The sequence below is a fragment of the Halomonas sp. BMC6 genome (genome assembly GCF_964204995.1).
In the GTDB taxonomy this organism is placed as follows: Bacteria; Pseudomonadota; Gammaproteobacteria; order Pseudomonadales; family Halomonadaceae; genus Vreelandella.
Window position 1 is genome coordinate 1,344,294 of the sequence record NZ_CAXNSH010000001.1, and the last position, 24,154, is coordinate 1,368,447.

The window sequence follows — 24,154 nt, forward strand, 5'->3', positions numbered from 1 at the left end:
CTCCTTAGAAAAACGTTAGCCCGACCTGGAACAGGCGCTCCACATCACGAATGCGCCGTTTGTCGATCACGAACAGAATCACGTGGTCGCCGCTCTCTACCCGCACGTCGCCGTGGGCAATCAGCACCTCTTTACCGCGTACGATGGCACCAATGGTGGTGCCTTCAGGCAGGTCGATCTCGGCAATCGTACGCCCCACCACTTTCGACGACTGCTTATCGCCGTGGGCGATGGCCTCGATGGCCTCCGCCGCGCCCCGGCGCAGGGAGTGGACATTGACGATATCCCCCCGGCGCACGTGGGTCAGCAGGCTGCCGATGGTGGCCTGCTGGGGGGAAATGGCGATGTCGATATCGCCGCCCTGGACTAAATCGACGTAGGCCGCGTTGTTGATCAGCGTGAGCACCTTCTTTGCCCCCAGCCGCTTGGCGAGCAGCGACGACATGATGTTCACTTCGTCGTCGTTGGTCAGCGCGCAGAAGATATCGCAGTCTTCGATGTTCTCCTCTTCCAGCAGCCGCTTACTGGTGGCGCTGCCGTGGAGCACCACGGTGCGATCCAGCCGCTCGGAAAGCGTGGTGCAGCGCTCCAGACTATGCTCAATGATCTTGACTTGATGGCTGTGCTCTAAGTGCTCTGCTAGCCGTTCGCCGATATTGCCGCCCCCGGCAATCACCACCCGGCGGAAGTCCCGCTCCACCTTACGCAGCTCGCTCATCACCGCGCGAATATCCCGGCGGGCGGCCAAAAAGAACACCTCGTCGTCGGCTTCAATCACCGTGTCGCCTCGGGGAATGATTGGCCGGTTGCGGCGGTAAATAGCCGCCACGCGGGTTTCCACGTTGGGCATATGCTTGCCCAAAAACGCCAGATCCTGGCCCACCAGCGGGCCGCCGTAGAAGGCCTTCACCGCCACCAGCTGCACTAAGCCACCGGCAAACTCCAGCACCTGCAGCGCGCCGGGATGTTCGATCAAGCGGCGCACGTGGTCGGTGACCACCTGCTCGGGGCTGATCAGCACGTCGATGGGAATCGCTTCGTGGGCGAATAGCCCTTTACGGGTGAGGTAAGCGGTGGAGCGCACCCTGGCAATTTTGGTGGGCGTGCGAAACAGCGTGTGGGCCACCTGACAGGCGATCATGTTGATTTCGTCGGTGTTGGTCACCGCGATCAGCATGTCGGCGTCTTCGCAGCCCGCTTGGCGCAGCACGATGGGGTAGGAGCCCGCGCCGGTCACCGTGCGGATATCCAGCTTGGTGTGCAGTTCGCGCAGTTTTGCGCCGTCGGTATCGACGACGGTGATGTCGTTCTCCTCGCGGGCGAGGTGCTCCGCAAGGGTGCCGCCGACCTGGCCGGCGCCAAGAATGATGATTTTCATCGCTGAGCATCGGTTCCGTTATAAGCGCCAGCGCATGGCCGCTTGGCGGTGTGCGCTGCAATAAAGACGGCGGCCAGTGTAAACCAGCCGCCGTCGAAAAGCAGGTAGGGATTATTCCAGCGTGAAGCCCACCTTCACGGTGACCTGCCAGTGGGCCACGCGGCCATCTTCGATGTGGCCGCGGGTGTCGGTGACTTCGAGCCAGCGCATGTTGTGAACGCTCTCGGAGGCTTTCGCCAGAGCGTTCTGCACGGCGTCCTCGATCCCTTTTTCGGATGAACCGGTGAGCTCGATATGCTTATAAGTGTGATGACTCATGCTATCTCCTTGCGTGTCATGAACAGGTGGCACAGGGCGAAACGCCTAGGCCGGTCGCTTCTCTAGTCTGGCATAAAAAAAGCCATCGTGACTGTTCTGAGCGGGAAACAGCTGGCGCCCTTGGCCACTCTGTTCGCCCCAGGCCACGTCATGGGGCGTGGTGGCGTGGGCATCCGGGGTGCGGGCCAAAAACGCATCGATCTGTGCGGCATTCTCTTCGGGGAGCACCGAGCACGTGGCGTAGAGCAGCGTACCGCCGGGCCGTAGCAGCGGCCAGAGATTATCCAGCAGCTGTTGCTGCAGCTTGGCGAGCTGGCGGATGTCCTCTTTGCGGCGTAGCGCTTTGATGTCCGGGTGGCGACGAATCACGCCGGTGCCGGAGCAGGGGGCATCTAGCAAAATGGCGTCAAACGGCGTGCCGCTCCACCAGTCGCGGGTGGTGGCATCGGCATGTTTCAGCTCGGCACTGAGCCCTAAGCGACTGAGCGTGTCGTCGACGCGGGCCAGCCGCTGGTTATCGCTATCCAGCGCGGTCAGCGCAATATCGAACTGCTCCAATAAGTGGGCGGTTTTGCCGCCGGGCGCGCAGCAGGCATCCAAGACGTGGGCACCCGGCCGTGGGGCGAGCGCTGGGCCAAGCAGCGCGGCGCAGAGCTGTGCGGCTTCGTCCTGCACGCTGACATGGCCCTGGTCGAAGCCAGGCAGCACCGAGACATCGCATGGATGAGTCAGCGTAATGCCATCGGGGGCGTGCAAGCAGAGCTGGCCGTTCAAGCCCTGTTCAGTGAGTTGCTGCAGGTACGCTTCACGATCATTGTGACGCTGGTTGACACGCAGCGTCATCGGTCCCGGCTCATTGTTGGCCCGGGCAATGGCGCGCCACTGATCTGGCCAGGCGTTACGCAGCTTGCCTAGCAGCCACTGAGGGTGCTCCAAGGCCACGCTCTCATCCCGGTCGACTTCGGCCTGCAGAGCGTCGGCTTCGCGCTGTAGGCGGCGCAGGCAGCCGTTGAGCACGCGGGTGGCCCACTCTTTCTCCAGCAGACGCGCAGCGCCAGCGGTTTCCCCCACGGCGGCGTGGGCAGGCGTACGCATGTAGAGCAGCTGATAGATACCGATCAGCAGCAGCGCCTGGACATCCGCATCGCGCTTTTTGAAGGGTTGCTTCAACAGACGGCTGGCCAGCGCTTGAAGACGCGGCAAGCGTCGGCAGGTGCCGTAGCAAAGCTCTTTGAGCAGTGCGCGGTCTCTGGCGATGACGCTGTGCTCATCGAGCCCGGCCAGGGAGCCTTTATCGGTGAGAACCGGCACCAGACTTCTGGCCGCCGCCGCGCGGACGTCCAGGCCGCTGCCGCTTTTGGCGGGTCGCTCGCTCATGGGCGCGCTCCTTGCGAGGATGGCTGTGAGGGCTGTCCAAGGCGAACACCTTCGCTCAAGGGCGTTTGGCGGGCATTCAAAAGATCACGCACTGCCATGGCTTTGCCGCCGGGTAGCTGGGCACGGCTGACGCACAGCACTTCCTGGCCCTGGGCACCGCAGGCAATGCGCAGGTGTTCGTCGCCATGTGCCAACAGCGTGCCAGGCGCGGCTGGCGGCTGCTCGCCAGGTTCGACGCTGGCCATCAACAGCCGCAGACGATCGTTCCCCAGGGGGCACCAAGCCACCGGCCACGGGTTGAAGGCACGAATTTTACGCGCTAACTGCTCGGCGGGCTGGCTAAAGTCGAGCTCGGCCTCGGCTTTGCTGAGCTTGGCGGCGTAGGTCACGCCCTCATCAGGCTGCGGCGTGGCGTCGAGGCTGCCGCTGTCCAGTTGGTCGAGCACGGTCACCAGCGCATTAGCGCCTTGAATAGCTAGCCGGTCGTGGAGGTCGCCGCCCGTGGTGCGAGAGGTGATCGGGGTGCGTACTTCGTACAGCATAGCGCCGGTATCCAGCCCCGCATCCATTTGCATGATGGTGACGCCGGAGGTGCTATCACCGGCTTCGATGGCGCGCTGAATCGGCGCCGCGCCGCGCCAGCGGGGCAGCAGCGAGGCGTGCACATTAATGCAGCCTAGGCGGGGCGTATCCAGCACCGCTTGGGGCAGCAGCAGCCCATAGGCGACCACCACCATCACATCGGCATTCAGCGCCGCCAGTTCGGCTTGCGCATCGGCGTCTTTCAAGCTGACGGGTTGATACACCGGCAGGCCGTGCGCTTGTGCCAGCTGTTTGACCGGGCTGGGCGTGAGCTTGCGGCCTCGACCAGCAGGGCGGTCGGGCTGGGTGTAAATCGCCACCACTTCGTGTTCGCTGTCGAGAACGGCGGCAAGGCTGGAGGCGGCGAAGTCTGGCGTGCCAGCAAAAACAACGCGTAACGGTGACATGGTGGAGAACCCCTAAGAGAAGAGAGAAAGTGCCATCTATGAAACGCACAAAGGCCGAGAGGCAGCGCTATCGTGCAGGCAGAAGCCTGCGGGGCAGCGTGTCAGCTCGGCCAGTGGCCAGGTGATGAGGTGCCGGTTAGGCGTCGTTCATCAGCTTGTGGCGCTTCTGCATTTTTTTCATCACCCGATCGCGCTTGAGCGGCGAGAGGTAATCCACAAACAGCACACCTTCCAGATGGTCGTACTCATGTTGAATGCAGTGGGCCAGTAGGCCATCTGCTTCCAGCTCGTAGGGCTCCCCGTGACGGTCCAGCGCATTGAGCTTCACTTTCAGGTAGCGCGGCACTTCGGCGTAGTACTCAGGGATCGACAAACAGCCCTCAGAGAGCGGCTCTTTGGCATCGCCAATGGGCTCGTAGCGCGGGTTGATCAGCACCAGCGGTTGGGAGTTATCGTCGCTGACATCCATCACCACCACGCGGCGGTGGACATCGATTTGCGTGGCGGCAAGGCCGATGCCGCGCGCGTCGTACATGGTCTCCAACATATCGTCGACGAGCTGGCGGACCTCGTCGTCAACGGTTTCCACCGGTACCGCCTTGGTGCGCAGGCGCTCGTCGGGGAATTCGAGAATAGGAAGTTTGGCCATGGCGTTACAATCACCGTTATGCTGAGTCTTTAAGATGAGTTAGCGGCGAACCTGTGTCAGCGCGCCTAACTGCTTTACTATGGGCCACTATAACATGCTGATAGCGTGACAGGGCACGCGCGACACCGTGTGGCCCTCTTCCACTGCTTCACCAACGACTGCCTGGAGAGAACCGGATGGTGGCCCGAAAGCCTCTTTATTATAGCGTCTTTGGCTTGCTCTTAACGTGGGGGCTGCTGACCAGCCAACTTGTCTGGGCCCTGGAAGGCTTACGCCGCGATGCTCCGCAGCGCTACGAAGTGGTTCCTGGCGACACCCTATGGGACATCTCGGCCCGCTACCTTCACTCTCCTTGGCAGTGGCCGTCGCTGTGGCGGGCAAACCCTCAGGTGCGCAATCCTCACCTCATTTATCCTGGGGACGTGCTGCTACTGGGCACCTGCGAAGGCCAGCCCTGCGTCACGTTGGAGCGTGGCCAGGGCGTCGTCAAACTCTCGCCGCAAATGCGCACCGTGCCGGAGCGCGAAGCCATTACGCCGATTCCGATGGACCTGGTGCGCGCCTTTTTGCGTGAGCATCGCGTGGTCGAGCCAGATGAGAACCTACAGGCGCTGGCCTACGTGGTGGGCGGCGACAACCAGCGTCTGATTAGCGGGGCAGGCGATACGCTGTACGTGCGTGGAGAGCTGCCGGAGCGCACGCGTTTGGGGATCTATCGTCCGGGCGAGCCCTATGTCGCGGCCGATGGCACGCGATTGGGCGATGAGTTGATCAATATTGGCGAAGCGCGCTACGTCAGCAGCGAGGGCGATATCGCCCGGGTCGAGGTGCTCAGCGCCTATCAGGAAGTGCGTAACGACGACATTCTGCTGCCGCTGGAGGATCGTGAGCTGAGCGACGCGTTCGTTCCCCGCGCACCGTTGAATGACGTGTCGGGCCAGATCGTTGCGGTACCGGGTGGGGTGCGTTTTATTGGACGCCTACAGATCGTTGCGCTGGACCTAGGCACCCAGGATGGCTTGCAGCCTGGGCACGTACTGCGTGTCGATCAGCAGGGCGAGCTCGTCACCGATCCTCGCACCCAAGAGCTACTGCGCCTACCCGATACCGAAGCGGGTCTGGTGATGGTTTTCCGGCCTTACAATCAGATGAGTTATGCCCTCGTCATGCAGGCGTCACGGGTATTGGCCATCGGGGACAGCGTGCGCTCGCCCGCGCGCTAACGAACGAATCATCCGTTACAAGAGGGAACAGCGATGGATGCCAAGGAGTGGCTGGCAGTGCATGCACTGCCTGGAATGGGGGCAACGCGCATTGCACAACTGGTAGCGCGTCAGCCGTCGTGGCCGCAAGGCTGGTTAGCGGCGCTGCCCAGCAGTGCCGCCAATGCGTTACGCCTGTGGCTCGCTCACCCGACGCGCAGCCCTCTGCAACACGTGGTGGACGACACCTTGACCTGGCTGCAAGGCGCGCCCGATCGTCATCTGCTGCACCGCGATCACCCCGATTGGCCTGAGTTACTCAATCAGCTTCCTGACCCACCGGTGGTGCTGTGGGCGCAGGGGGATTTACGCGCCCTGAGCGCTCCGGGCATCGCTATGGTCGGTACGCGGCGGCCCACGTCGGAGGGTAGCCGTAACGCTCAAGCGTTTGCCCGTGAATTGGCTGGGCGCGGCTGGTGTGTGGTGAGCGGTATGGCCTTGGGTGTCGACGGGGTTGCCCAGCGTGCAGCGCTGGAGGCGGGTGGCACCTCCATTGCCGTGCTGGGAAGCGGCATCGATGTCATTTATCCCGCGCGCCATCGCGATCTCTACGAACAGCTCAGTACCCAGCCCGGCGGTTTGGTGCTGTCCGAGCATCCGCCGGGCACGGCTGCCCGTCCCGCCTTTTTTCCTCGCCGTAACCGTATCGTCACCGGGCTATCACTCGGCACGCTGGTGGTCGAAGCCACCGAGAAAAGCGGCTCACTGGTGAGCGCCCGCCTAGCGGTAGAGCAAGGGCGTGAGCTATTCGCGCTGCCAGGCTCGCTGCACAATGTACAAGCCCGTGGCTGCCTACAGCTCCTACGTAGCGGGGCCACGCTGGTGCGCCATGTGGACGATATGCTCGAAGAGTTGCAGCAATGGGCGCCCCACTACCTGCCCGTAGAGACGACGACGCATGGCGAGACGACGTCTCACGGACCCGACAGCCCTTCGACGGCCAGCGGTGATCCGTTGCTCGATGCGCTGGGAGCCTCGCCAACGCCGATCGATCTGCTGGTGCAGACCACCGGTCTCTCGGTGAGCGCCTGCCAACAGCGGCTGTTAATGCTGGAGCTGGAAGGGCAGGCGACGCAGCAGGCGGGCGGCTGGGTGAGAATGACGGCCCCGTGGTAAGATGCAGCCTCCTTTGTTGGATTGGCTGAGAGCTTATCAGGAGCGTCTATGAAACCGGCGGTTGACGTGAAAGCGGCGGTAGATGCGCTGCGCGCAGGTGGTGTGATCGCATGCCCTACCGAAGCGGTATGGGGGCTGAGCTGTGATCCCGATAACGACGAAGCGCTGGCGCATTTGATGCGCATGAAAGAGCGCGACCCGGCCAAGGGCGTGATCTTGGTGGCGGCGAGCATTCAGCAATTTCAGCCTTGGCTGACCCAGCTACCCCTTGCGCTGCATGCCCCGCTGGCCGCCAGTTGGCCTGGCCCTAACACTTGGCTAGTGCCCGATAACGGCAGAAGCCACGGCTTAGTGCGTGGTGCTCACCAAAGTGTCGCGTTACGCGTGACCGACCACCCGCTGATGAAAGCGCTGTGCGAAGCGTTTGGTGGCCCACTCGTCTCTACCTCCGCCAACCGAGCCGGCGACCCTCCTGCCATGAGCGCAGGCGAGGTCGCTACCATTTTTGGGGAGGAGGTCGCCGCCATCGTGGCTGGCGAACTGGGCGGCAATGCCAAACCCAGCACCATCCGCGATTTGGTGACCGGCAAAGTGATGCGTGACTAGCCGTCCGACTTCGTCACACTGCCATCGATTCACGATTCACGATTCACGATTCACGATTCATGATTCACGATTCACGATTCACGATTCACCTCACCAGGAGTTACCGTGGCCCACGAGCACCTAGACGACGTTAAAGCGTACCTTCTCGATCTTCAGGAGCGCCTCTGTGAAGGGCTTGCCGCCGCTGATGGGCGGGCCGCGTTCAAAGAGGATAGCTGGCAGCGCGAAGAGGGCGGCGGAGGCCGCTCGCGGGTGATGGAGTCGGGCGCTATTTTTGAAAAAGGCGGCGTCAATTTTTCCCATGTCCACGGTGCGCAGCTGCCGCCGTCTGCGACCGCAGCCCGGCCCGAGCTGGCCGGGCGCAGCTTTCATGCGGTGGGCGTCTCTTGGGTCATGCACCCAGAAAATCCCAACGTACCCACCAGCCACGGCAACGTGCGCTTTTTCATTGCCGAAAAAGAGGGCGAGCCGCCGGTGTGGTGGTTTGGCGGCGGCTTCGACCTAACCCCTTACTATCCGGTGTTCGAGGACGTGGTGCACTGGCATCAGGTCGCGCGTGACGCCTGCGCGCCCTTTGGTGAGGGCGTTTACGAGCGCTACAAAGCGTGGTGCGACGACTACTTCTATCTGAAGCACCGCGAGGAGACCCGCGGCGTCGGCGGACTCTTTTTTGATGACTTGAACGAAGGCAGCTTTGAAGAGTGTTTTGCGTTTCAGCGCGCGGTAGGCGATAGCTTTCTGGACGCTTACCTGCCCATCGTCGAGCGCCGTAAGCAGGACGCCTGGGGCGAGCGCGAGCGCGACTTCCAGCTCTACCGCCGCGGTCGCTATGTCGAGTTCAACCTGGTATGGGACCGTGGCACGCTGTTTGGCCTGCAGAGCGGCGGGCGTACGGAGTCCATTCTGATGTCCATGCCGCCGCTGGCCCGCTGGGAGTACGCCTTTACCCCTGACGCGGGCAGTCGTGAGGCCGCGCTGCACGACTACTTGGTGCCCCGCGATTGGCTGGCCGAAGCCGCCCAGCAGAGCAACGCCTAAGGAGCGTCGATGACTGATCGTTACTGCGTATTTGGCAATCCTATTAAGCACTCGAAATCCCCGCTGATCCATGGGGAATTTGCCAGTCAAACCCAGCAAGCCATGCGTTATACCGCTGAGCTCGCCCCTGTGGAGGGGTTTGCTGATGCTTGGCGAGCATTCGTCGCCGACGGCGGCCGTGGTGCGAACGTCACCGTGCCCTTCAAAGGCGATGCCTTTGCACTCTGCGATACGCTGAGTCACCGCGCCAAGCGCGCCCAGGCGGTGAATACGCTGATTGTGGGCGGTAACGGGCGTACCTATGGCGATACCACCGACGGTATTGGGTTAGTGCGGGATTTGGCCTATCACCGCGTCCCTCTGGCGGGTAAGCGTGTGCTGGTCATCGGCGCAGGCGGCGCGGTGCGCGGCGTATTGGAACCGCTGCTGGCGGAGAAGCCCAGTGAGGTCGTCATCGTCAACCGCACGGCGGAGAAAGCCGAGCAGCTGGCCCACGCGTTTGCCGACCTGGGCACTCTCCAGGGCGGCGGTTTTGCATCCATCGACGGGCAATTCGACTTGGTGATCAACGGCACCAGTGCCAGCCTTTCAGGCGAGCTGCCGCCGCTGCCGGAGACGCTGTTTGCCGAAGGCGCCTGGGCCTATGACATGATGTACGGCGCTGAGCCGACGGTGTTTCTTCAGTGGGCGGAACCGCGCGGGGCGAAACGGCTGGATGGCTTGGGCATGCTGGTCGAGCAGGCGGCCGAATCGTTCTTTCTATGGCGCAACGTTCGACCGGAAACGGCCAGCGTGCGCTCGCTGCTCCGCCAGTCTCTCAATGAGTGAGCAGGACGATGGGGGCGAGTGCCCCCATCCTGTCGTTGTGAGCTCACGAGAGCGAGAGAAAGGGTCGGTCTAACGCGGTTTGGTATAAAAGCCCACCATGCACATCACCAACCCCACCACGGATAGCAGCATGCCGCCGTTCACCAGCAGCGGTGAACGCTCGAGCCACGACACGAAGGGCTGTGGCGTGTCGTAGCAAGCCCCCTCCAGGTAGTTCCAGTAGCCGCCGTCGAGCTGGCAGGCGCGAACGTCCCCCAACTCCCAAAAGTAAACGCCTAGCAGCACCAGAATCGGCAGCACTAACAGCAGTAAACCCAATCGGATCATGAAAGCCTCGAATGGCCGCTACGGTCGCGGACAGTTAGGAGTACGGCCGCTGTTGCGAGCCTGCTCGTAGGTGGCCAGCGCTTGCTCCATATTGGCTTGCAGGCCTTGAATCCGCTGGCCTTGGCTGGGGTGCGTCGACATCCAGGCAGGAGGCGCACCGCCGCCCGTCGCGGCCTGCATGTTTTCCCATAGCGTGACGCTTTCACGCGGGTCGAAGCCCGCTTGCGCCATGAGCTGTAGGCCTATCACATCGGCCTCGCTTTCATGACGGCGGGAGAAAGGTAGCGCAATGCCGTACTCGGCCCCCAAGCCGAGCACACCCATCAACTGCTGGCCTGCCGGTGTCTGCATGCCCGACGTGCTGGAGATGACCGAAAGGCCCAGCGACGTGGCGCTTTGTGTCGAAGCACGCTCGTTGGCGTGGCGCGCCAGCACGTGGCCGATTTCATGGCCGACCACCGAGGCGAGCTGGTCCTGGCTGGTGGCGATGTCCAGCATGCCGGTGTTTACACCCATGTAGCCGCCAGGCAGGGCAAAGGCGTTCGGCTGTTCGGACTCAAACACACGAATTTGCCAATCCAGGTCGCGCTGCTCGTTGGGAAGCACGTCGACAATGGCATTGGTGATGCACTGCACGTAACGGTGGCTCGCCTGACCCGCAGTCGGAATGTTTTGCTGATATTCGGCGAAGGCCTGTTGGCCCATCTGATTGAGCTGATCATCGGAGAGCAGCAGCAGCTGTGAACGACCGGTGGGTGACGTCGAGCAAGCGGCGATCGAGGCGCAGAGCGCCGTAACCGCTAATGGGCGAAGCCAACGCATAGACAGTTTCCTTATAGACGAGTGGGGATCCTTGCACACAAGATAACCACTGGCAGTGGTAAATCAACCCTATCATAACGCACTCTGAGGATGACGATGGATGCCGAATTAAGCCAGCGCCTAGCGCGGTTACTCGATCATGTCGACCACTGGCTGCCGCCAGCGCCCACGCCGGTTGCGTGGGAGCAACACGTGGCCGCCATCTGGCAACGCCACCCACTGGGCGGGCGGCTAGTGCCGGTACCCCCAAGAGACACCATGACGCTGGATGATCTGCTGGGCATCGAGCGTCAGAAGCAGGCACTGGTCGATAACACCCGCGCCTTTTTGCAAGGCCTGCCCGCCAACCACGCGCTGCTATGGGGCTCCCGGGGGAGCGGTAAGTCGTCGGTGATACGGGCGTTGCTCAATTCACTCGCCGATGAAGGCTTGAGACTGATCCAGGTCGACCGTCACGACCTGGCAAGCCTGCCGCTGTTGGTAGAACAGCTGCGTCATCAGCCGCACCGCTTCGTGGTGTATTGCGACGATCTGTCGTTTGAAGGCAACGACGATGCCTACAAAGCGCTCAAGAGCGTGCTGGATGGTGCGCTGACCGGGCCGCCGGATAACGTGTTGCTCTATGCCACTTCGAACCGTCGCCATCTGCTGCCGGAGTCGATGGAGGACAACAGCGGCTCACGGCTGGTGGGTGACGAATTACATCACGGCGATGCGGTGGAAGAGAAAATCTCCCTCTCGGATCGTTTCGGCCTGTGGTTAGGCTTTCATCCGTTTAGCCAAGCGGCGTACCTGGAGGTATGCGAACACTGGGTAGGGCGTATCGGCGGAAAACAGGACTGGAATGAGGCTGCGCGGGCGGAAGCGATTCGCTTTGCCACACTGCGCGGCGGGCGAAGCGGCCGGACGGCGTGGCAGTTTGCGGCCCAGTACGTGGGCCGCAAACGGCTGCATGAGCGGGGTGAGTGACGCGCTGGGCAAGCTTTAGCGTTGGGGGATGAGCTGCCCGTCGTCGCCCACGTTCAAGCGAATGGTTGGGGTGAGCAGACCAGCGGGTAGCGTCATGCCCAGGCCGCGCAAATCCCCTGGGGTGATGGCCAGCTCACTGCCCACAGGCAGTTCCCCTTGGCTGGCGAGTTGGCTCGCCAGCTCTAGCATCGGCGTCATGTGCTGCTGGTCGGCAGCCAGCACATCGAAAGCCACCGGCAGGCGGAGATTGGCATCTTCCCCTGAGGTGAGCGTCACGTTCTGGGCATAGTTGCCCTGTACGGGGTCGACGCCGGGCATGTCCAGCGTCCAGCGAAAGCCAGACATCTCCACCGGAGGCATGCCAGCGGGCAGGCCAAGCCCCATCGCCAGGGTGGCTTGCACCGGCAAGCTTCCAGCACCCAGGCTAGAGGCCAGCAAACTCGATAGATCGCTGGTGTCCAATCCGGCATTGACGCTGTAAGGGCCAATGCGTACGTCCTCGATGCCGAGTGAGGTGACCGCTAAGCGAAAAGCAAACAGTCCCGTTTGGGGCAGTGCCAAGCAGCCGGTCAAGAGAGTCGCCAGCAGCAGTAAAACCAAGCCGCGTCCGCGACGAACAGCGTCGTGCATGTCAGTCCCTCCTAAGAAGGGCAAGAGTGATAGAGCAAGTATCTACAGGGCAGGTGCCGAAAAGCGCCGCTATTTGAGAGCGGGCAGTGGTGTCTGTCAAGCAGATTTGCGGGAGAAGGAGCATTAAAAACGCCCACTGAATCGTCAGTGGGCGTTGAGGTGAGAGATAACGCTTAACGGCGGCTCTTGCGCGCCTCTTTGGTGCGGTTGAGCTCGCGTTTTTTGGCTTTCTCTTTATCGCTGGCGCCCGCCATGTGATCGAACGGGTTATCGCCCGAGCGGAACTCGAAGCGCATCGGCGTGCCGCGCACCTTCAACACTTTGCGGAACGTGTTGGTCAGGTAGCGGCGGTATGCCTCGGGCAGCGAGGCCGTCTGGTTGCCGTGTACCACGATAATCGGCGGGTTGCTGCCACCCTGGTGAGCCATACGCAGCTTGATGCGGCGTCCATTCACCATGGGAGGTGGATGCTGGCTGACCGCATCCTGCAGCAGCGTGGTGAGACGGTTGGTCGACCAGTGCGCGTTGGCGGCGTTGAACGCCCGCTCGATGGAGGGGTACAGATCGCCCACCGCCGTACCGTGCAGGGCGGAAATGAAGTGCAGCTCGGCGTAGTCGGCAAAGCCCAGACGTCGCTTGATATCGGCGCGCATCTTCTCTTTGGCTTCGCTCTCCAGCCCGTCCCACTTGTTCACGGCCAGCACCAGCGCACGGCCGGTGGTGAGCACATAATCCAGCAGGTGCAGATCCTGCTCGACCAAGCCGCTGCGGGCATCCAGTACCATGACCGCCACGTGGCTCTCTTTGATCGCATCCAGCGTCTTGATGATCGAGAACTTTTCGGCGATTTCGCGCACGTTCTTGCGCCGCCGAATGCCGGCGGTGTCGATCAGCACATACGGCTTGCCGTTGCGCTCGAAGGGAATTTCGATGGCATCACGGGTAGTGCCCGCTTCATCGAACACGACCACGCGCTCTTCACCGAGCAGGCGGTTGACCAGCGTGGACTTACCTACGTTGGGGCGGCCGATGACGCCAATGCGAATGCCTTTGGTGCCCGTGTCGGCGGGGATGCTGGCATCCCGCTCAGGGAAAGGTTCGAGGACCGTATCGATCAACAGCGATACGTTGCGGCCATGAGCGGCCGCAATCGGCCAGGGGTCGCCCAAGCCTAGCTTCCAGAAGTCGGCCATGGCCGAGTGCTCTTCCAAGCCGTCGGTCTTGTTGACCACCAGCCAGGTTTTCTTCTGATTGACGCGCAGGTGGTTGGCAATCGCTTCATCGGCAACGTTCAGCCCGGCGCGGGCATCGACCAAGAACAGCACGATATCGGCTTCGTCGATGGCCGCGAGGGACTGTTCGGCCATCGCGGCATCGATGCCTTCTTCGTCACCGCTGATACCGCCGGTATCGATGACGGTGTACGCCTTTCCACCCAGCATGCCGTTACCGTATTTACGGTCACGGGTCAGGCCAGGAAAGTCTGCCACCAGCGCATCGCGCGAGCGGGTCAGACGGTTAAACAGCGTCGATTTGCCCACATTGGGGCGACCGACTAATGCAATGACGGGTGTCATGGAGTGACTTCCAGGGTTTCCAGGCGACCATTGTTGGCCTGGACATGAATGGTGCTGCCTTCCGTGACCGGGCGCACGCTAATACCTGAATCATCGATTCGGGTGCGGCCGACCAGGTTGCCATCGCGGGCGTCGATCAGATGGACATAGCCTTCGAAATCGCCCACGACGATACGGCCATCGGCAAAGGCGGGAGCGGTGAGCCAGCGATCTTCGAGATCGTCGTTACGCCAAACTTCCTGACCGCTGTTGGCATCGAGGGCCACGACGTGGCTGTCGTCGCTGACCACGAACAAGAAGTTGCCCACCAGAATTGGCGTGTGGCGGCTAGAAAGGTTGGTTTCCCACAAGACACCGCCACGGGTGGCTTCCAGGGCGACCACACGGCCATTGTAGCTAGTCACGAATAGGCGTCCATCGGGGCTGAGAACCGGCTGACCGGACAGGTCCACCAGCCGCTCGACGTCGCTGCGTCCGCGTGGGGTAGCAATCTGCATATCCCACAGAGCTTGGCCGCTGCGGTTATCCAGCGTGGCCAAGCGTCCGTTAGCCAAGCCCACGAAGGTGACCGGATCGATGACCATCGGCGTTCCGGTGCCGCGTAGCGTCAAGGCAGGCTGCGAGCTGGTGTAGACCCAGCGCTCTTCACCGCTGGCGCGATCCAGGGCCGTGATTTGGCCGTCCACGCTCTGAACCAGCAACAATTGCTGGTTGGCCTGTGGGGCCGCCAACACTTCGCTGGAGACCCGCGAGCGCCAAGCAACGCTACCGTCCCGCTGGTCGAGGGCAATCACTTCACCGTTGCGGGTGCCGAGATACACTTGACCGGCAATGGCATTCAGCGCGCTGGAAACCGGGCTATCCAGCTCGATTTCCCACTCACGCTCGCCGCTGTTGGCATCGAACGCGGCGACCAGGCCGTTGGCGTCGGCGGCGAAGACCGTATCGCCCTCACGCGATGGGGCGATGGGGTAGCGGGCGCGGCCAAAGCCATCGCCAACGTGACGATCCCAAACGCTGTCCAGCGATGACGTTTCATCGAAGTTGCGCAGCTCTTTGGGCGTGAAGGCAGGCTCACCTTTGCTGGCACAGCCAGCCAACAGTGCCAACGCCACGGCACCCAGGGTGGTGCGCATTAGATGTTTGGAAAAGAGCGGTTTTGACAGGCTAGTCGTCATCACTGTGTCGCCTCCTCGGCGCCGAGATCGTCAAGCTTGAACTGCATGCCGTAAAGCGGCTGGTTCTTCGTTTGGGCGAGTGACTGGGCGGTTTGCCATGCCTCGCGCGCCTGCTCGGGCTGATTTTGCGCGAGGAAGGCATCGCCGCGTACGTTGGCTTGTTGGGCCGCCAGCGCGTCAGAGATGGGCTGATCGAGCAGCGCCAGCGCAGCATCGGGGTTGCCCTGTGCCACTTCGATGCGTGCCAAACGCAGCCAAGCTACGCTTTGTACATAGCGGCGCGAGGAGTTGCTGGCGACGTCCTGCAGCGCCTGCTTGGCGGTGGAAAGATCGTCTTGCTCAACGGCAAGACGAGCCTCCAAGAGCTGTGCCAGTTCGGCATACAGCGTGTTGCCGTAGTCGTCGGTGAGCTCATCGATCAGCGTCTGTGCTGCGCTTAGCTGATCGCCTTCCAAGGTCGTGCCAGCCGTCATATTGATGAGCTGTTGGTAACGGGCAGAGGCGGCTTCCGCCTTGCCTTCTTGATAGTTCTGCCACGCATTCCAACCAAAGACGCCCGCCGCAGCGAGAACGGCACCGGCAATCAGCGAGGTTCCGTTCTCTTTCCACCAGCGTTTGACGACTTCTAGCTGCTCTTCTTCGCTTCTCAGCTCCGCCACGGGCGGCCTCCTGTTCCATAGGTCAGCCGCCAATGCGGCTAACGAGTGTTCATCTGCCCAGTCGGTGCTGGGCAGCGATGTTAGTGAGACGGTACGTTCGACAGTAACTCGCGAAGCGCGTCGGCCAGCTCGGTCTGGGACACTTGCTGCTGCTCGCGATCATCACGCAAAAACTTCAACGTGGCGGTTTGGTGGGCTAGCTCGTCCTCGCCTAGCAAAATCGCCACCGGCGCGGCGCTTTTATCGGCTTTCTTCATCCGGCTTTTGAAGCTGCCGCCGCCGCAGTGCAGCTGCAGGCGTAACGAAGGCAGCGCACTGCGCAGCTGTTCGGCGAGCGTCAGCGCGGCCACGGTGGCGCTGTCATCCATCGGCATCAAGTAAACGTCGCAGCCGCCCAGCGCTTCGTTGGGCACTAGGTCGAGGGTGTCCAGCAGCAGGATCAGGCGTTCGATGCCCATGGCAAAACCCACTGCAGGCGTGGGTTTGCCGCCCAGCTGCTCGACCAGACCGTCGTAGCGGCCGCCAGCGCACACGGTGCCTTGGCTGCCCAGTGCAGTGGTGGTCCACTCGAACACCGTGCGGCAGTAGTAGTCCAGGCCGCGCACCAAACGTGGGTTGACCACGTACGGAATCCCGGAGGCATCCAGCATCGCTTTGAGCTGCTCGAAATGCGCGCGGGACTCGTCGTCCAGGTGATCCATCAGCTGCGGAGCCGCGTCGAGCATCTCGGCCATCTCTGGGTTTTTCGAGTCCAGAATGCGCAGCGGGTTGCTGGTCAGGCGCCGCTTGGAATCGTCATCGAGAATATCGTGGTGCTGCTCGAAGTAAGCCACTAGCTTATCGCGGTAGGCCGCACGGGCGTCAGCCGAGCCTAGCGAGTTCAACTCCAGGGTGACGTGCTCCATCAAGCCCAGCTCTTGCCACAGACGTGCCGAAAGCAAAATGACTTCGGCGTCGATATCCGGGCCTTCGAAGCCGTACGTCTCGACACCCACTTGGTGGAACTGGCGATAGCGTCCTTTCTGGGGGCGCTCGTGACGGAACATCGGCCCCTGGTACCAAAGCCGCTGGGTTTGGTTATGCAGCAAACCGTGTTCCATGGCCGCCCGCACGCAGCTGGCGGTGCCTTCGGGGCGCAGCGTCAGGCTGTCACCGTTGCGGTCGTCGAAGGTGTACATCTCTTTTTCGACGATGTCGGTGACTTCACCAATCGAACGGGCAAACAGCGCCGTCTGCTCCACAATCGGCGTACGAATTTCATCGAAGCCGTAACGGTGCATGAGTTGGCGTACTTTGCCCTCAAAAAATTGCCAGCGAGGGCTGTCGCTGGGCAATAGGTCGTTCATACCACGGATGGCTTGAATCTTTTTAGCGGCGGACTTGCTCAATGAAAACTCCTTATGGGGCGGCAGCACACGAGGCGGGACGCTCACACCGCCTCTTTCAGCCACTGGGACGTTAAACGCTGCGCGCAATCATGTTCTCTTGCTGCTGCTCTTTTTGACGCACTTTGTCGCGAATCAGCTTTTCCAGATCGTCGACGAGGTGGTCATTGCGCAGCTTGCTCGCCGGTTTGCCATCGATATAGACCAGGTTGGCAGGCGAGCCGCCGGTGAGGCCGATATCGGTCTCTTTGGCTTCGCCGGGGCCGTTGACCACACAGCCAATCACCGAAACGTCCAGCGGTGTCATCACGTCTTCCAGGCGCTCTTCGAGCTGGTTCATGGTGCTGATGACGTCAAAGTTCTGCCGCGAGCAGCTGGGGCAGGCGATAAAGTTAATGCCCTTGGCGCGCAGCTTCAGGCTCTTGAGCATATCGAACCCGACCTTGATCTCTTCCACCGGGTCGGCAGCCAGCGAGACGCGGATGGTATCGCCGATACCGTCCATCAGCAGCATGCCAAGGCCAATAGAGGACTTCACCGTGCCCGAACGCAGGCCGCCTGCTTCGGTGATACCCAGGTGCAGCGGCTGCTCGATGCGGGTAGCCAAGTCGCGGTACGCGGCGACGGCCATGAAGACATCGGAGGCCTTGACGCTGACTTTAAACTCCTGGAAATCGAGACGATCCAGGTGGTCGATATGGCGCATCGCCGACTCGACCAGCGCCGCGGGCGTGGGCTCGCCGTACTTCTTTTGCAGGTCTTTTTCCAGCGACCCGGCGTTGACACCGATCCGGATGGGAATGCCGTGATCGCGAGCGGCACTCACCACCGCGCGTACGCGATCTTCCCGGCCAATGTTGCCGGGGTTGATGCGCAGGCAGTCCACGCCCAGCTCGGCCACGCGAAGGGCGATTTTGTAATCGAAGTGGATATCGGCAACAAGGGGCACCGCTACCCGCTGTTTGATTTTGCCGAAGGCTTCAGCGGCGTCCATATCCGGCACCGAGACACGGACGATATCCGCCCCGGCTTTTTCCAACTGCTGGATCTGGCCGACGGTGGCGTCCACGTCCAGCGTGTTGGTGTTGGTCATGCTTTGAACGGAGATCGGCGCATCGCCGCCTACGGCCACATTGCCAACATGAATTTGGCGTGACGGGCGGCGTTTGATCGGAGAAGGGGCGTGCATAAGACGGGTCACTCTCCCAGGGTAAAGCGGGCAACGTTATTGGCACCGGCGCGCTCGGCAAGGTTGACGAGCTCGCCTTGGTAGCGCAGCTCTACACCGGTGGCGTTGCCGACGGTTAAACGAAAAGGCGGCTCGCCCTCAACGCTCGCGGTGGTGCCGGGGGTTTGCAGACCGACAAACACGCGTTGGTTGTTGGCATCGAAAATTTCGGTCCAGGACTGCTCGTTGAACGTCAGCTCGAGCAGGTTGGGATTGGTCGCCGGGGCGGCCTCGGCGACGGTTTCTTCGGGCGTGTCTGCGTCGGCGGTCGGAGCGTCGGTTTCGGCTTCTGTCACCTGGGCGTCAGGCGTTTCTTCGGTGGCCTGTACGCGCTCGTCAGTGTCAGCCACGGGCGCGGTGCTGTCGTCGTTGGAGGCGCTGTCGGTAGACGCGTCGCTGGCTGCATCGCTCGTCAGCTCTTCGGTGACGGCAGGTTCAGGCGTGACCACCGGGGTAGGCTCGGGCGCTGGCTCAGGGGACGGTTCGCTCATGGGGGCGTCGTTCTCTTCCATGGCGGGGGAGGCGCCGATGCTCGGCGGCTCGCTGCCGCCGCGGCTCTGCCACCAGGCCACCGTCACGGCAATCAACCCGACGATCACCAGCAGCGTGACCAGTTTGAACAGCCACGCGCCGACCTTGGAGGGGGGCTTGGTGACGGCGACCGGCGTGACTTTGCGTTCCGCGTCGCTGGTGCCGTGGCGGGCTTGATAAGCGTCGAGCACCACGCGGTCATCCATGCCCAGGTATTTGGCATAGGCACGCAAATAGCCGCGACGATACGCGGCAACGGGAATCTCTTCGTAATTATCACGCTCCAGGCCATCCACCACGGCCGGGCGTAGATTGAGGGCGCGGGCGGCATCCGCCAGCGGGACGCCGAGCGATTCGCGTTGACGAGAGAGCAACTCACCAGGGGTTGCCGTGCTGTGGGCCGTAGTAACGCTATCGTGTAACTGTGTGTCGCTCATAGCTGAGCATCCTTCAATAATGTGGTGATCAGGGCGGCAATCAGTTGTTTAGCAAGCGCTGGTAGTCGGCAGCCGCGGCGTCGTCACCGCGGGCGAGGGCGACATCGATCGCCATTTCCAGTGCCGCTGGGTCTGGGCCCGCTAGCTGCAAATAGTTCTGCAGCGGTGCCCAGGCCTGATCATAATTGCCCTGCGAAACTTCCAGTTCGGCTAACATTAAATACCCGCGTGGGTTGCGCGGGTCGATGCTTTGCGCGCGTTGCAAACGTTCGCGCGCTTTATCCAATTCGTCGATGGCCAAATAACACTGGCCCAGGTTGGTAAAGAGCTGGGCGCGATTGGCATATTGGGCATCCTGGGATGCCATTTCTAACTGTTCGCAAGCTTTGGAAAACTCGGCCTGCTGATACAAAAACGCCGCGTAGTTGTTACGCGCGCGGGTGAACGATGGCTCGGCATCCAGCGCCTGCTGGAAGTAACGATTGGCCAGCTCGCTCTCCCCCTGCTGTTGGTAGACCAGCGCAAGCGCTTGAAGTGCCTCCGCATGACGCGGGTTCAACTCCAGGGCACGGTCGAGGGCGTTCAGTGCGCGTGGCAGGTTATCACGCTCTAGGTAAGCGACGCCAAGCTGGGTATAGGCATCTACCGCATCGGGATTGGCATCAGTACGGACCCCCTGGCCAGAGGTGGCACAGCCCGCCAGCAGCAGGCTGCCAGCAAGCACGGACAGCATGGGCATCCTGATGGAGGTAATGCGCCTGCGGTGACCGATCATCTACGCCCTCTTGAGTCGAAACGGTTGAGCCAGTGCCGTACTGCGGACGCTTGGCGAGCGCCCGGCAAAAAAACGTGTCCATCAAAGCGCTGTGTCGGTTGGAAGTCAAGACAGCAGCGGTTAGTCAGCGTCGAGCTGCACGGACTGTATGTAGCGTGCGCTGCGCTTGGTACGGTCTTTCACACGGCCTACCAGCTGACCACAGGCGGCATCGATGTCGTCACCGCGGGTGGTCCGCACGGTGGCGTTGTACTCTAAATCGTACAGCCACTGTTGAAAGCGCATCACTTGGTTACGTGAAGGCTTCTCATAACCTGAATTCGGGAACGGGTTAAACGGAATCAGGTTGATTTTGCACGGCAGTTCTTTAAGCAGCGCGGCGAGCTGCTCAGCGTGCTCTTGCTGATCGTTGACGTCTTTGATCAGCGTGTACTCGATGGTGACCTGACGGTTATCGGGACACTTGGCCAGATAGCGGTGGCAGGCATCCAGCAGCGCACGGATGTTGTACTTACGGTTGATCGGCACCAGTTCGTTGCGCAGCTCGTCGGTGGAGGCGTGCAGCGAAATGGCAAGGCTCACATCCAGTTCGTCGCCTAGTTTGTCCATCATCGGCACGACGCCAGAGGTGGAGAGCGTGACGCGACGTTTGGAGAGCCCGTAGCCGTTATCGTCGAGCATCAGCTTCATGGCAGGCACGACGTTATCGAAATTGAGCAGCGGTTCGCCCATCCCCATCATGACCACGTTGGTCACCGGGCGGTTGGCGGTATCACGGCGCGGGCCCACGCTGCGTTGGGCGACCCACACCTGGCCGATGATCTCGGCGGCGGTCAAGTTACGCTGGAACCCCTGCTTGCCAGTCGAACAGAAGCTGCAATCCAGCGAGCAGCCCACCTGGGAAGAGACGCATAGCGTGCGCCGCTTTCCGTTCTCGGCCGGAATCAGGACCGTCTCGACGTAGCTGCCATCTTCCACCTCTAACACCCATTTACGGGTACCGTCGCTGGACGTGCCTTCGTAGACAACCCCTGGGCCGCGAATTTCAGCGACTTGGGCGAGCTTGTCGCGCAGCGGCTTCGACAGGTTGGTCATCGCCGTAAAGTCGTCGATACCCTCCTGGTGAATCCACTTCATGACCTGCGTGGCGCGAAACTTCTTTTCGCCGATCGACAAAAAGAACGCTTCCATCTGCTCGCGGGAGAGACCCAGCAGGTTCTGTCGAGCGGGAGACGCGTGTTCGGTCGTCGCGCTATCGGGCGTTGTGTGAGTGGCAGGCGTATGTTGAGCTACGGTGGTGGTCATGGCGGTCAGCGTTCAGAAAGAGGCGGGGGCAGAGCCCCCGCGAAAATGGCCGGCAACGAAGGTTGAAACGGCGGCGCTTGGTTTAGCGCGGGCAGATTTCGTCGTTACCGAAGAAGTAGCTAATTTCGCGCTCGGCGCTTTCCGGAGAATCAGAGCCATGGACAGCGTTGGCGTCGATTGTTTCCGCAAAGTCGGCGCGGATGGTGCCCGGAGCGGCTTCTTTCGGGTTGGTGGCACCCATCAGCTCACGGTTTTTCGCGATGGCGCCTTCGCCTTCCAGTACCTGTACGACGACCGGACCAGAGGTCATGAAGCCAACCAGGTCTTTGAAGAAGGGACGCTCTTTGTGCTCGGCGTAGAAACCGCCTGCCTTCTCTTCAGAGAGGTGCAGCATTTTGGCGGCTACGACTTGCAGGCCGGCTTTTTCAAAGCGAGCGATGATGTCGCCAATGGCATTTTTTGCAACGGCATCGGGCTTGATGATGGAAAGAGTACGTTCAGTCGCCATGCAGAAATCTCCTTAAAAGGGATAAAGCAGAAATTGCCGCCCCGGAAAGCCGGGGCGGCGCAGGAAAAAAGTGGTCGGCTAGGGCCGTCGGTGGCTGCGGCTGCCGAGTGGCCGCGATTATAGCGCCTCCCGGTGGGGATGAATACCGGTGATGTGCGCAACCGTCCTGGCGGGTGGTTTAGACCGTGAAGCTTTCACCGCAGCCGCACTGATCTTTGACATTGGGGTTGTTGAAGCGGAAAAAGCGGTTCAAGCCTTCGTTGACGTAATCCACTTCGCTGCCGTCCAGCATCTCTACCGCGTCTGGCGCGACGTACACGCTGGCACCGTGGGCTTCGAAGCGCACGTCGTCCGCTTGGGCTTCGTCGGCGAAGTCCAGTACGTAGCTGTAACCCGAGCAGCCGCTGGGTTTGACCGATACCCGAAGGCCCAGGCCTTGGCCGCGCTCGTCGAGTACGCGATGGATCTGTTCAGCCGCAGCGGGGGTAATGTTCAGTGTTGCCATGGAGCGTTCTCCTTTGAGAAGTCGTTAGCCGTGCGTCAGGAGAGCGTCAGCCGCCTAACGTGCGTTGGCACGTAAGCCGCTCACCGCGTGGCGCAGTAAGGTTAGTGCGTGGTCGATCTCGGCCGCTTGGGTAAAGCGCCCAACGCTGATACGTAGCGATGAGAGCGCCAGCCGACGGGGCGTGCCAATGCCCAATAGAACATAAGAGGGGTCGACGCTGGCCGAGTTGCAGGCCGAGCCGGTGGATACCGCGACGTCCCGCAGTGCCATCAACAGCGCCTCGCCATCGACACCTTCGAAGGCCAGATTGACGATGTTGGGAACGACGTTCTCGGATGGCGAGTTGGGAACGACGCCCTCCAGATCGGCCAAGCCACTTAACAAGCGCTCGCGTAGCGCGGTGATGCGCGCTTGGTCATCGTCCTGCTGCTGCTGCATGACGGAAAAGGCTTCCCCCATCCCGGCGATCTGATGGGTGGGCAGCGTGCCGGAACGCATGCCGCGCTCATGCCCGCCGCCATGAATCAGCGCTTCGATGCGAATGTCTGGGTGGCGCTTCACGTACAGCGCGCCAACACCCTTGGGGCCGTAGGCTTTATGGCCCGAGAGCGACATCAAATCGATGTGCTGGGCGATGACGTCGAGCGGCACTCGTCCTACCGCTTGCGCGGCATCGGTATGAAAGGCCGCGCCAAAGTCATGGGCGACGTCTGCCAAAGCGGCAATGTCATTGATGCTGCCCAGTTCGTTATTCACCGTCATGAGCGATACCAGCGCCGTATCGTCGCGCATGGCGGCGCGCAGCTGTCCGGGCGTCACGCGCCCGTCGCGGCCGGGGGGCAGCCAAGTGACCTCGAAGCCTTCACTCTCCAGCGCCTTGGCGGTATCCACCACAGCTTTATGCTCGATGGTGGAGGTGACAAGGTGCATGCCACGTTCGCGGTTGGCGCGCATGAAGCCAATCAGCGCGAGGTTGTTGGCTTCGGTGGCACCGCTGGTCCACACGATTTCACGCGGGTCGGCGCCGATCATGTCGGCCACTTGGCGGCGCGCCTGCTCGACCACCTGTTCGGCTTGCCAGCCCAGCATATGGCTACGGGAGGCGGGATTGGCGAAGAGTTGGTCGACTGTGAGGTAACGCTGCATGACCTCGGCCACGCGATCATCGACCGGCGTCGTGGCGGCATAATCGAGATAAATGGGCAGCGAGGGAGTAGCAGTCATCGTCATGGGTTCCAGCGTGCAGTAAAGGCCGTCAAGGAGAGGAGGCGAGGATGCCCGCCTCGACCCGCTGTTTTTGACGGGTAGCGATGCGGATGACATCCGGGCGCTGTATCAGTTGCGCCAGCGTAATATCGTCGAGAAAACTGCGGATTTGCCCGGATAGCTCGCACCATAAATGGTGTGTCAAACAGGTATCGCCCTGCTGGCAATCGGATAGCCCCTGGCAGCGAGTCGCGTCGACGGTTTCATTGACCGCATCGATCACTTGGGACACGCTGATCGCCTCGGGCGCTTTGGCCAACAGGTAGCCGCCACCCGGCCCGCGCACGCTGCTGACCAATCCCGCCCGGCGCAGTCTGGCAAACAGTTGCTCCAGGTAGGAGAGTGAAATCTCCTGGCGCTGGGAGATGTCCCCCAGACTGGTGGGGCCGCTGGGGGCGTTGATCGCCAAATCCAGCATGGCGGTAACGGCGTAACGGCCTTTTGTGGTCAAGCGCATGACAGGTACCTCGTCGCTGAGCGTTCAGCGCACT

General features: G+C 61.7%; 26 protein-coding genes. 6 read left to right on the forward strand and 20 right to left on the reverse strand.

Translation table 11 applies throughout. From position 1 onward, the window contains the following. Nucleotides 1-4 precede the first annotated feature (4 nt). The 5 genes from trkA to def all read right to left on the reverse strand — a co-directional run bounded on the left by trkA (nt 5) and on the right by def (nt 4,711). The gene (gene trkA / locus AB6K10_RS06420) at nt 5-1,378 is read right to left on the reverse strand and encodes a Trk system potassium transporter TrkA (RefSeq protein WP_339118214.1); all 1,374 of its coding nucleotides are present in this window, start codon (nt 1,376-1,378) and stop codon (nt 5-7) included. A gap of 111 nt (nt 1,379-1,489) precedes the next feature. Next, the gene (locus tag AB6K10_RS06425) at nt 1,490-1,696 is read right to left on the reverse strand and encodes a dodecin (RefSeq protein ID WP_159341169.1); all 207 of its coding nucleotides are present in this window, start codon (nt 1,694-1,696) and stop codon (nt 1,490-1,492) included. Nucleotides 1,697-1,741: 45 nt separating this feature from the next. Next, nucleotides 1,742-3,073: a 16S rRNA (cytosine(967)-C(5))-methyltransferase RsmB gene (gene rsmB / locus AB6K10_RS06430; protein ID WP_285263894.1), complete on the reverse strand. Its 1,332-nt coding sequence runs from the start codon at nt 3,071-3,073 to the stop codon at nt 1,742-1,744. Then, entirely contained in the window at nt 3,070-4,062 is a 993-nt protein-coding gene (gene fmt / locus AB6K10_RS06435) for a methionyl-tRNA formyltransferase (RefSeq protein WP_339118215.1), read from the reverse strand. Before fmt ends, rsmB begins: the two co-directional genes overlap by 4 nt. 136 nt (nt 4,063-4,198) lie before the next feature. Then, nucleotides 4,199-4,711, reverse strand: a complete 513-nt coding sequence (gene def, locus AB6K10_RS06440; RefSeq protein WP_159341172.1) for a peptide deformylase — start codon at nt 4,709-4,711, stop codon at nt 4,199-4,201. A gap of 176 nt (nt 4,712-4,887) precedes the next feature. Between def and AB6K10_RS06445 the strand changes: the two genes are divergently transcribed. The 5 genes from AB6K10_RS06445 to aroE all read left to right on the forward strand — a co-directional run bounded on the left by AB6K10_RS06445 (nt 4,888) and on the right by aroE (nt 9,561). Then, a complete protein-coding gene (locus AB6K10_RS06445) occupies nt 4,888-5,934 on the forward strand; it encodes a LysM domain-containing protein (protein WP_339118216.1) in 1,047 nt (348 codons plus the stop codon). Nucleotides 5,935-5,967: 33 nt separating this feature from the next. Beyond that, entirely contained in the window at nt 5,968-7,089 is a 1,122-nt protein-coding gene (dprA, locus tag AB6K10_RS06450) for a DNA-processing protein DprA (RefSeq protein ID WP_339118217.1), read from the forward strand. Nucleotides 7,090-7,137: 48 nt separating this feature from the next. Beyond that, nucleotides 7,138-7,695, forward strand: coding sequence for an L-threonylcarbamoyladenylate synthase (locus tag AB6K10_RS06455; RefSeq protein ID WP_159341175.1), 558 nt, complete (start codon nt 7,138-7,140; stop codon nt 7,693-7,695). A gap of 105 nt (nt 7,696-7,800) precedes the next feature. Beyond that, nucleotides 7,801-8,733, forward strand: coding sequence for an oxygen-dependent coproporphyrinogen oxidase (gene hemF / locus AB6K10_RS06460; RefSeq protein ID WP_159341176.1), 933 nt, complete (start codon nt 7,801-7,803; stop codon nt 8,731-8,733). A gap of 9 nt (nt 8,734-8,742) precedes the next feature. Continuing rightward, the gene (aroE, locus tag AB6K10_RS06465; RefSeq protein ID WP_253019032.1) at nt 8,743-9,561 is read left to right on the forward strand and encodes a shikimate dehydrogenase; all 819 of its coding nucleotides are present in this window, start codon (nt 8,743-8,745) and stop codon (nt 9,559-9,561) included. 69 nt (nt 9,562-9,630) lie between these two features. Here aroE and AB6K10_RS06470 read toward each other — a convergent pair whose 3' ends face one another. Then, nucleotides 9,631-9,888 carry a hypothetical protein gene (locus AB6K10_RS06470; protein WP_159341178.1) on the reverse strand — a complete coding sequence of 86 codons (258 nt, stop codon included), beginning with the start codon at nt 9,886-9,888 and terminating at the stop codon, nt 9,631-9,633. An 18-nt stretch (nt 9,889-9,906) separates the two neighbouring features. Next, nucleotides 9,907-10,710, reverse strand: coding sequence for a M48 family metallopeptidase (locus tag AB6K10_RS06475; protein WP_339118218.1), 804 nt, complete (start codon nt 10,708-10,710; stop codon nt 9,907-9,909). 96 nt (nt 10,711-10,806) lie between these two features. On the opposite strand from AB6K10_RS06475, the gene AB6K10_RS06480 reads away from it, so the two are divergent. Next, on the forward strand, nt 10,807-11,679 hold the full coding sequence (locus AB6K10_RS06480; protein ID WP_339118219.1) for an ATP-binding protein: 873 nt from the start codon (nt 10,807-10,809) through the stop codon (nt 11,677-11,679). Between the two features lie 15 nt (nt 11,680-11,694). Here AB6K10_RS06480 and AB6K10_RS06485 read toward each other — a convergent pair whose 3' ends face one another. From AB6K10_RS06485 to iscR, 13 genes are all read right to left on the reverse strand, one after another. Then, nucleotides 11,695-12,309, reverse strand: a complete 615-nt coding sequence (locus AB6K10_RS06485) for a hypothetical protein (RefSeq protein ID WP_339118220.1) — start codon at nt 12,307-12,309, stop codon at nt 11,695-11,697. A gap of 173 nt (nt 12,310-12,482) precedes the next feature. Continuing rightward, nucleotides 12,483-13,886, reverse strand: a complete 1,404-nt coding sequence (gene der / locus AB6K10_RS06490) for a ribosome biogenesis GTPase Der (RefSeq protein WP_159341182.1) — start codon at nt 13,884-13,886, stop codon at nt 12,483-12,485. Then, entirely contained in the window at nt 13,883-15,064 is a 1,182-nt protein-coding gene (gene bamB / locus AB6K10_RS06495; RefSeq protein ID WP_253019030.1) for an outer membrane protein assembly factor BamB, read from the reverse strand. The genes der and bamB overlap by 4 nt, the downstream gene beginning before the upstream one ends. Next, nucleotides 15,064-15,723 (reverse strand): tetratricopeptide repeat protein, encoded by a 660-nt coding sequence (locus AB6K10_RS06500; protein ID WP_339118221.1) that lies wholly within the window; start codon nt 15,721-15,723, stop codon nt 15,064-15,066. Before AB6K10_RS06500 ends, bamB begins: the two co-directional genes overlap by 1 nt. Nucleotides 15,724-15,803: 80 nt before the next feature. After that, nucleotides 15,804-17,111, reverse strand: a complete 1,308-nt coding sequence (gene hisS, locus AB6K10_RS06505) for a histidine--tRNA ligase (RefSeq protein ID WP_339118222.1) — start codon at nt 17,109-17,111, stop codon at nt 15,804-15,806. Between the two features lie 70 nt (nt 17,112-17,181). Next, the gene (ispG, locus tag AB6K10_RS06510; protein ID WP_339118223.1) at nt 17,182-18,297 is read right to left on the reverse strand and encodes a flavodoxin-dependent (E)-4-hydroxy-3-methylbut-2-enyl-diphosphate synthase; all 1,116 of its coding nucleotides are present in this window, start codon (nt 18,295-18,297) and stop codon (nt 17,182-17,184) included. An 8-nt stretch (nt 18,298-18,305) separates the two neighbouring features. Further along, the gene (locus tag AB6K10_RS06515) at nt 18,306-19,304 is read right to left on the reverse strand and encodes a RodZ domain-containing protein (RefSeq protein WP_339118224.1); all 999 of its coding nucleotides are present in this window, start codon (nt 19,302-19,304) and stop codon (nt 18,306-18,308) included. Nucleotides 19,305-19,344: 40 nt separating this feature from the next. Further along, the gene (pilW, locus tag AB6K10_RS06520) at nt 19,345-20,079 is read right to left on the reverse strand and encodes a type IV pilus biogenesis/stability protein PilW (protein ID WP_159341188.1); all 735 of its coding nucleotides are present in this window, start codon (nt 20,077-20,079) and stop codon (nt 19,345-19,347) included. Between the two features lie 120 nt (nt 20,080-20,199). After that, complete coding sequence (rlmN, locus tag AB6K10_RS06525) at nt 20,200-21,384, reverse strand: 23S rRNA (adenine(2503)-C(2))-methyltransferase RlmN (RefSeq protein ID WP_253019025.1); 1,185 nt, start codon at nt 21,382-21,384, stop codon at nt 20,200-20,202. An 82-nt stretch (nt 21,385-21,466) separates the two neighbouring features. Then, nucleotides 21,467-21,892 carry a nucleoside-diphosphate kinase gene (ndk, locus tag AB6K10_RS06530; RefSeq protein WP_159341190.1) on the reverse strand — a complete coding sequence of 142 codons (426 nt, stop codon included), beginning with the start codon at nt 21,890-21,892 and terminating at the stop codon, nt 21,467-21,469. 178 nt (nt 21,893-22,070) lie between these two features. Further along, nucleotides 22,071-22,397, reverse strand: a complete 327-nt coding sequence (locus tag AB6K10_RS06535) for an iron-sulfur cluster assembly accessory protein (protein WP_159341191.1) — start codon at nt 22,395-22,397, stop codon at nt 22,071-22,073. A gap of 54 nt (nt 22,398-22,451) precedes the next feature. Beyond that, nucleotides 22,452-23,621 (reverse strand): aminotransferase class V-fold PLP-dependent enzyme, encoded by a 1,170-nt coding sequence (locus tag AB6K10_RS06540; protein WP_339118225.1) that lies wholly within the window; start codon nt 23,619-23,621, stop codon nt 22,452-22,454. Nucleotides 23,622-23,652: 31 nt separating this feature from the next. Further along, entirely contained in the window at nt 23,653-24,120 is a 468-nt protein-coding gene (gene iscR / locus AB6K10_RS06545; RefSeq protein WP_159341193.1) for a Fe-S cluster assembly transcriptional regulator IscR, read from the reverse strand. Nucleotides 24,121-24,154 lie beyond the last annotated feature (34 nt).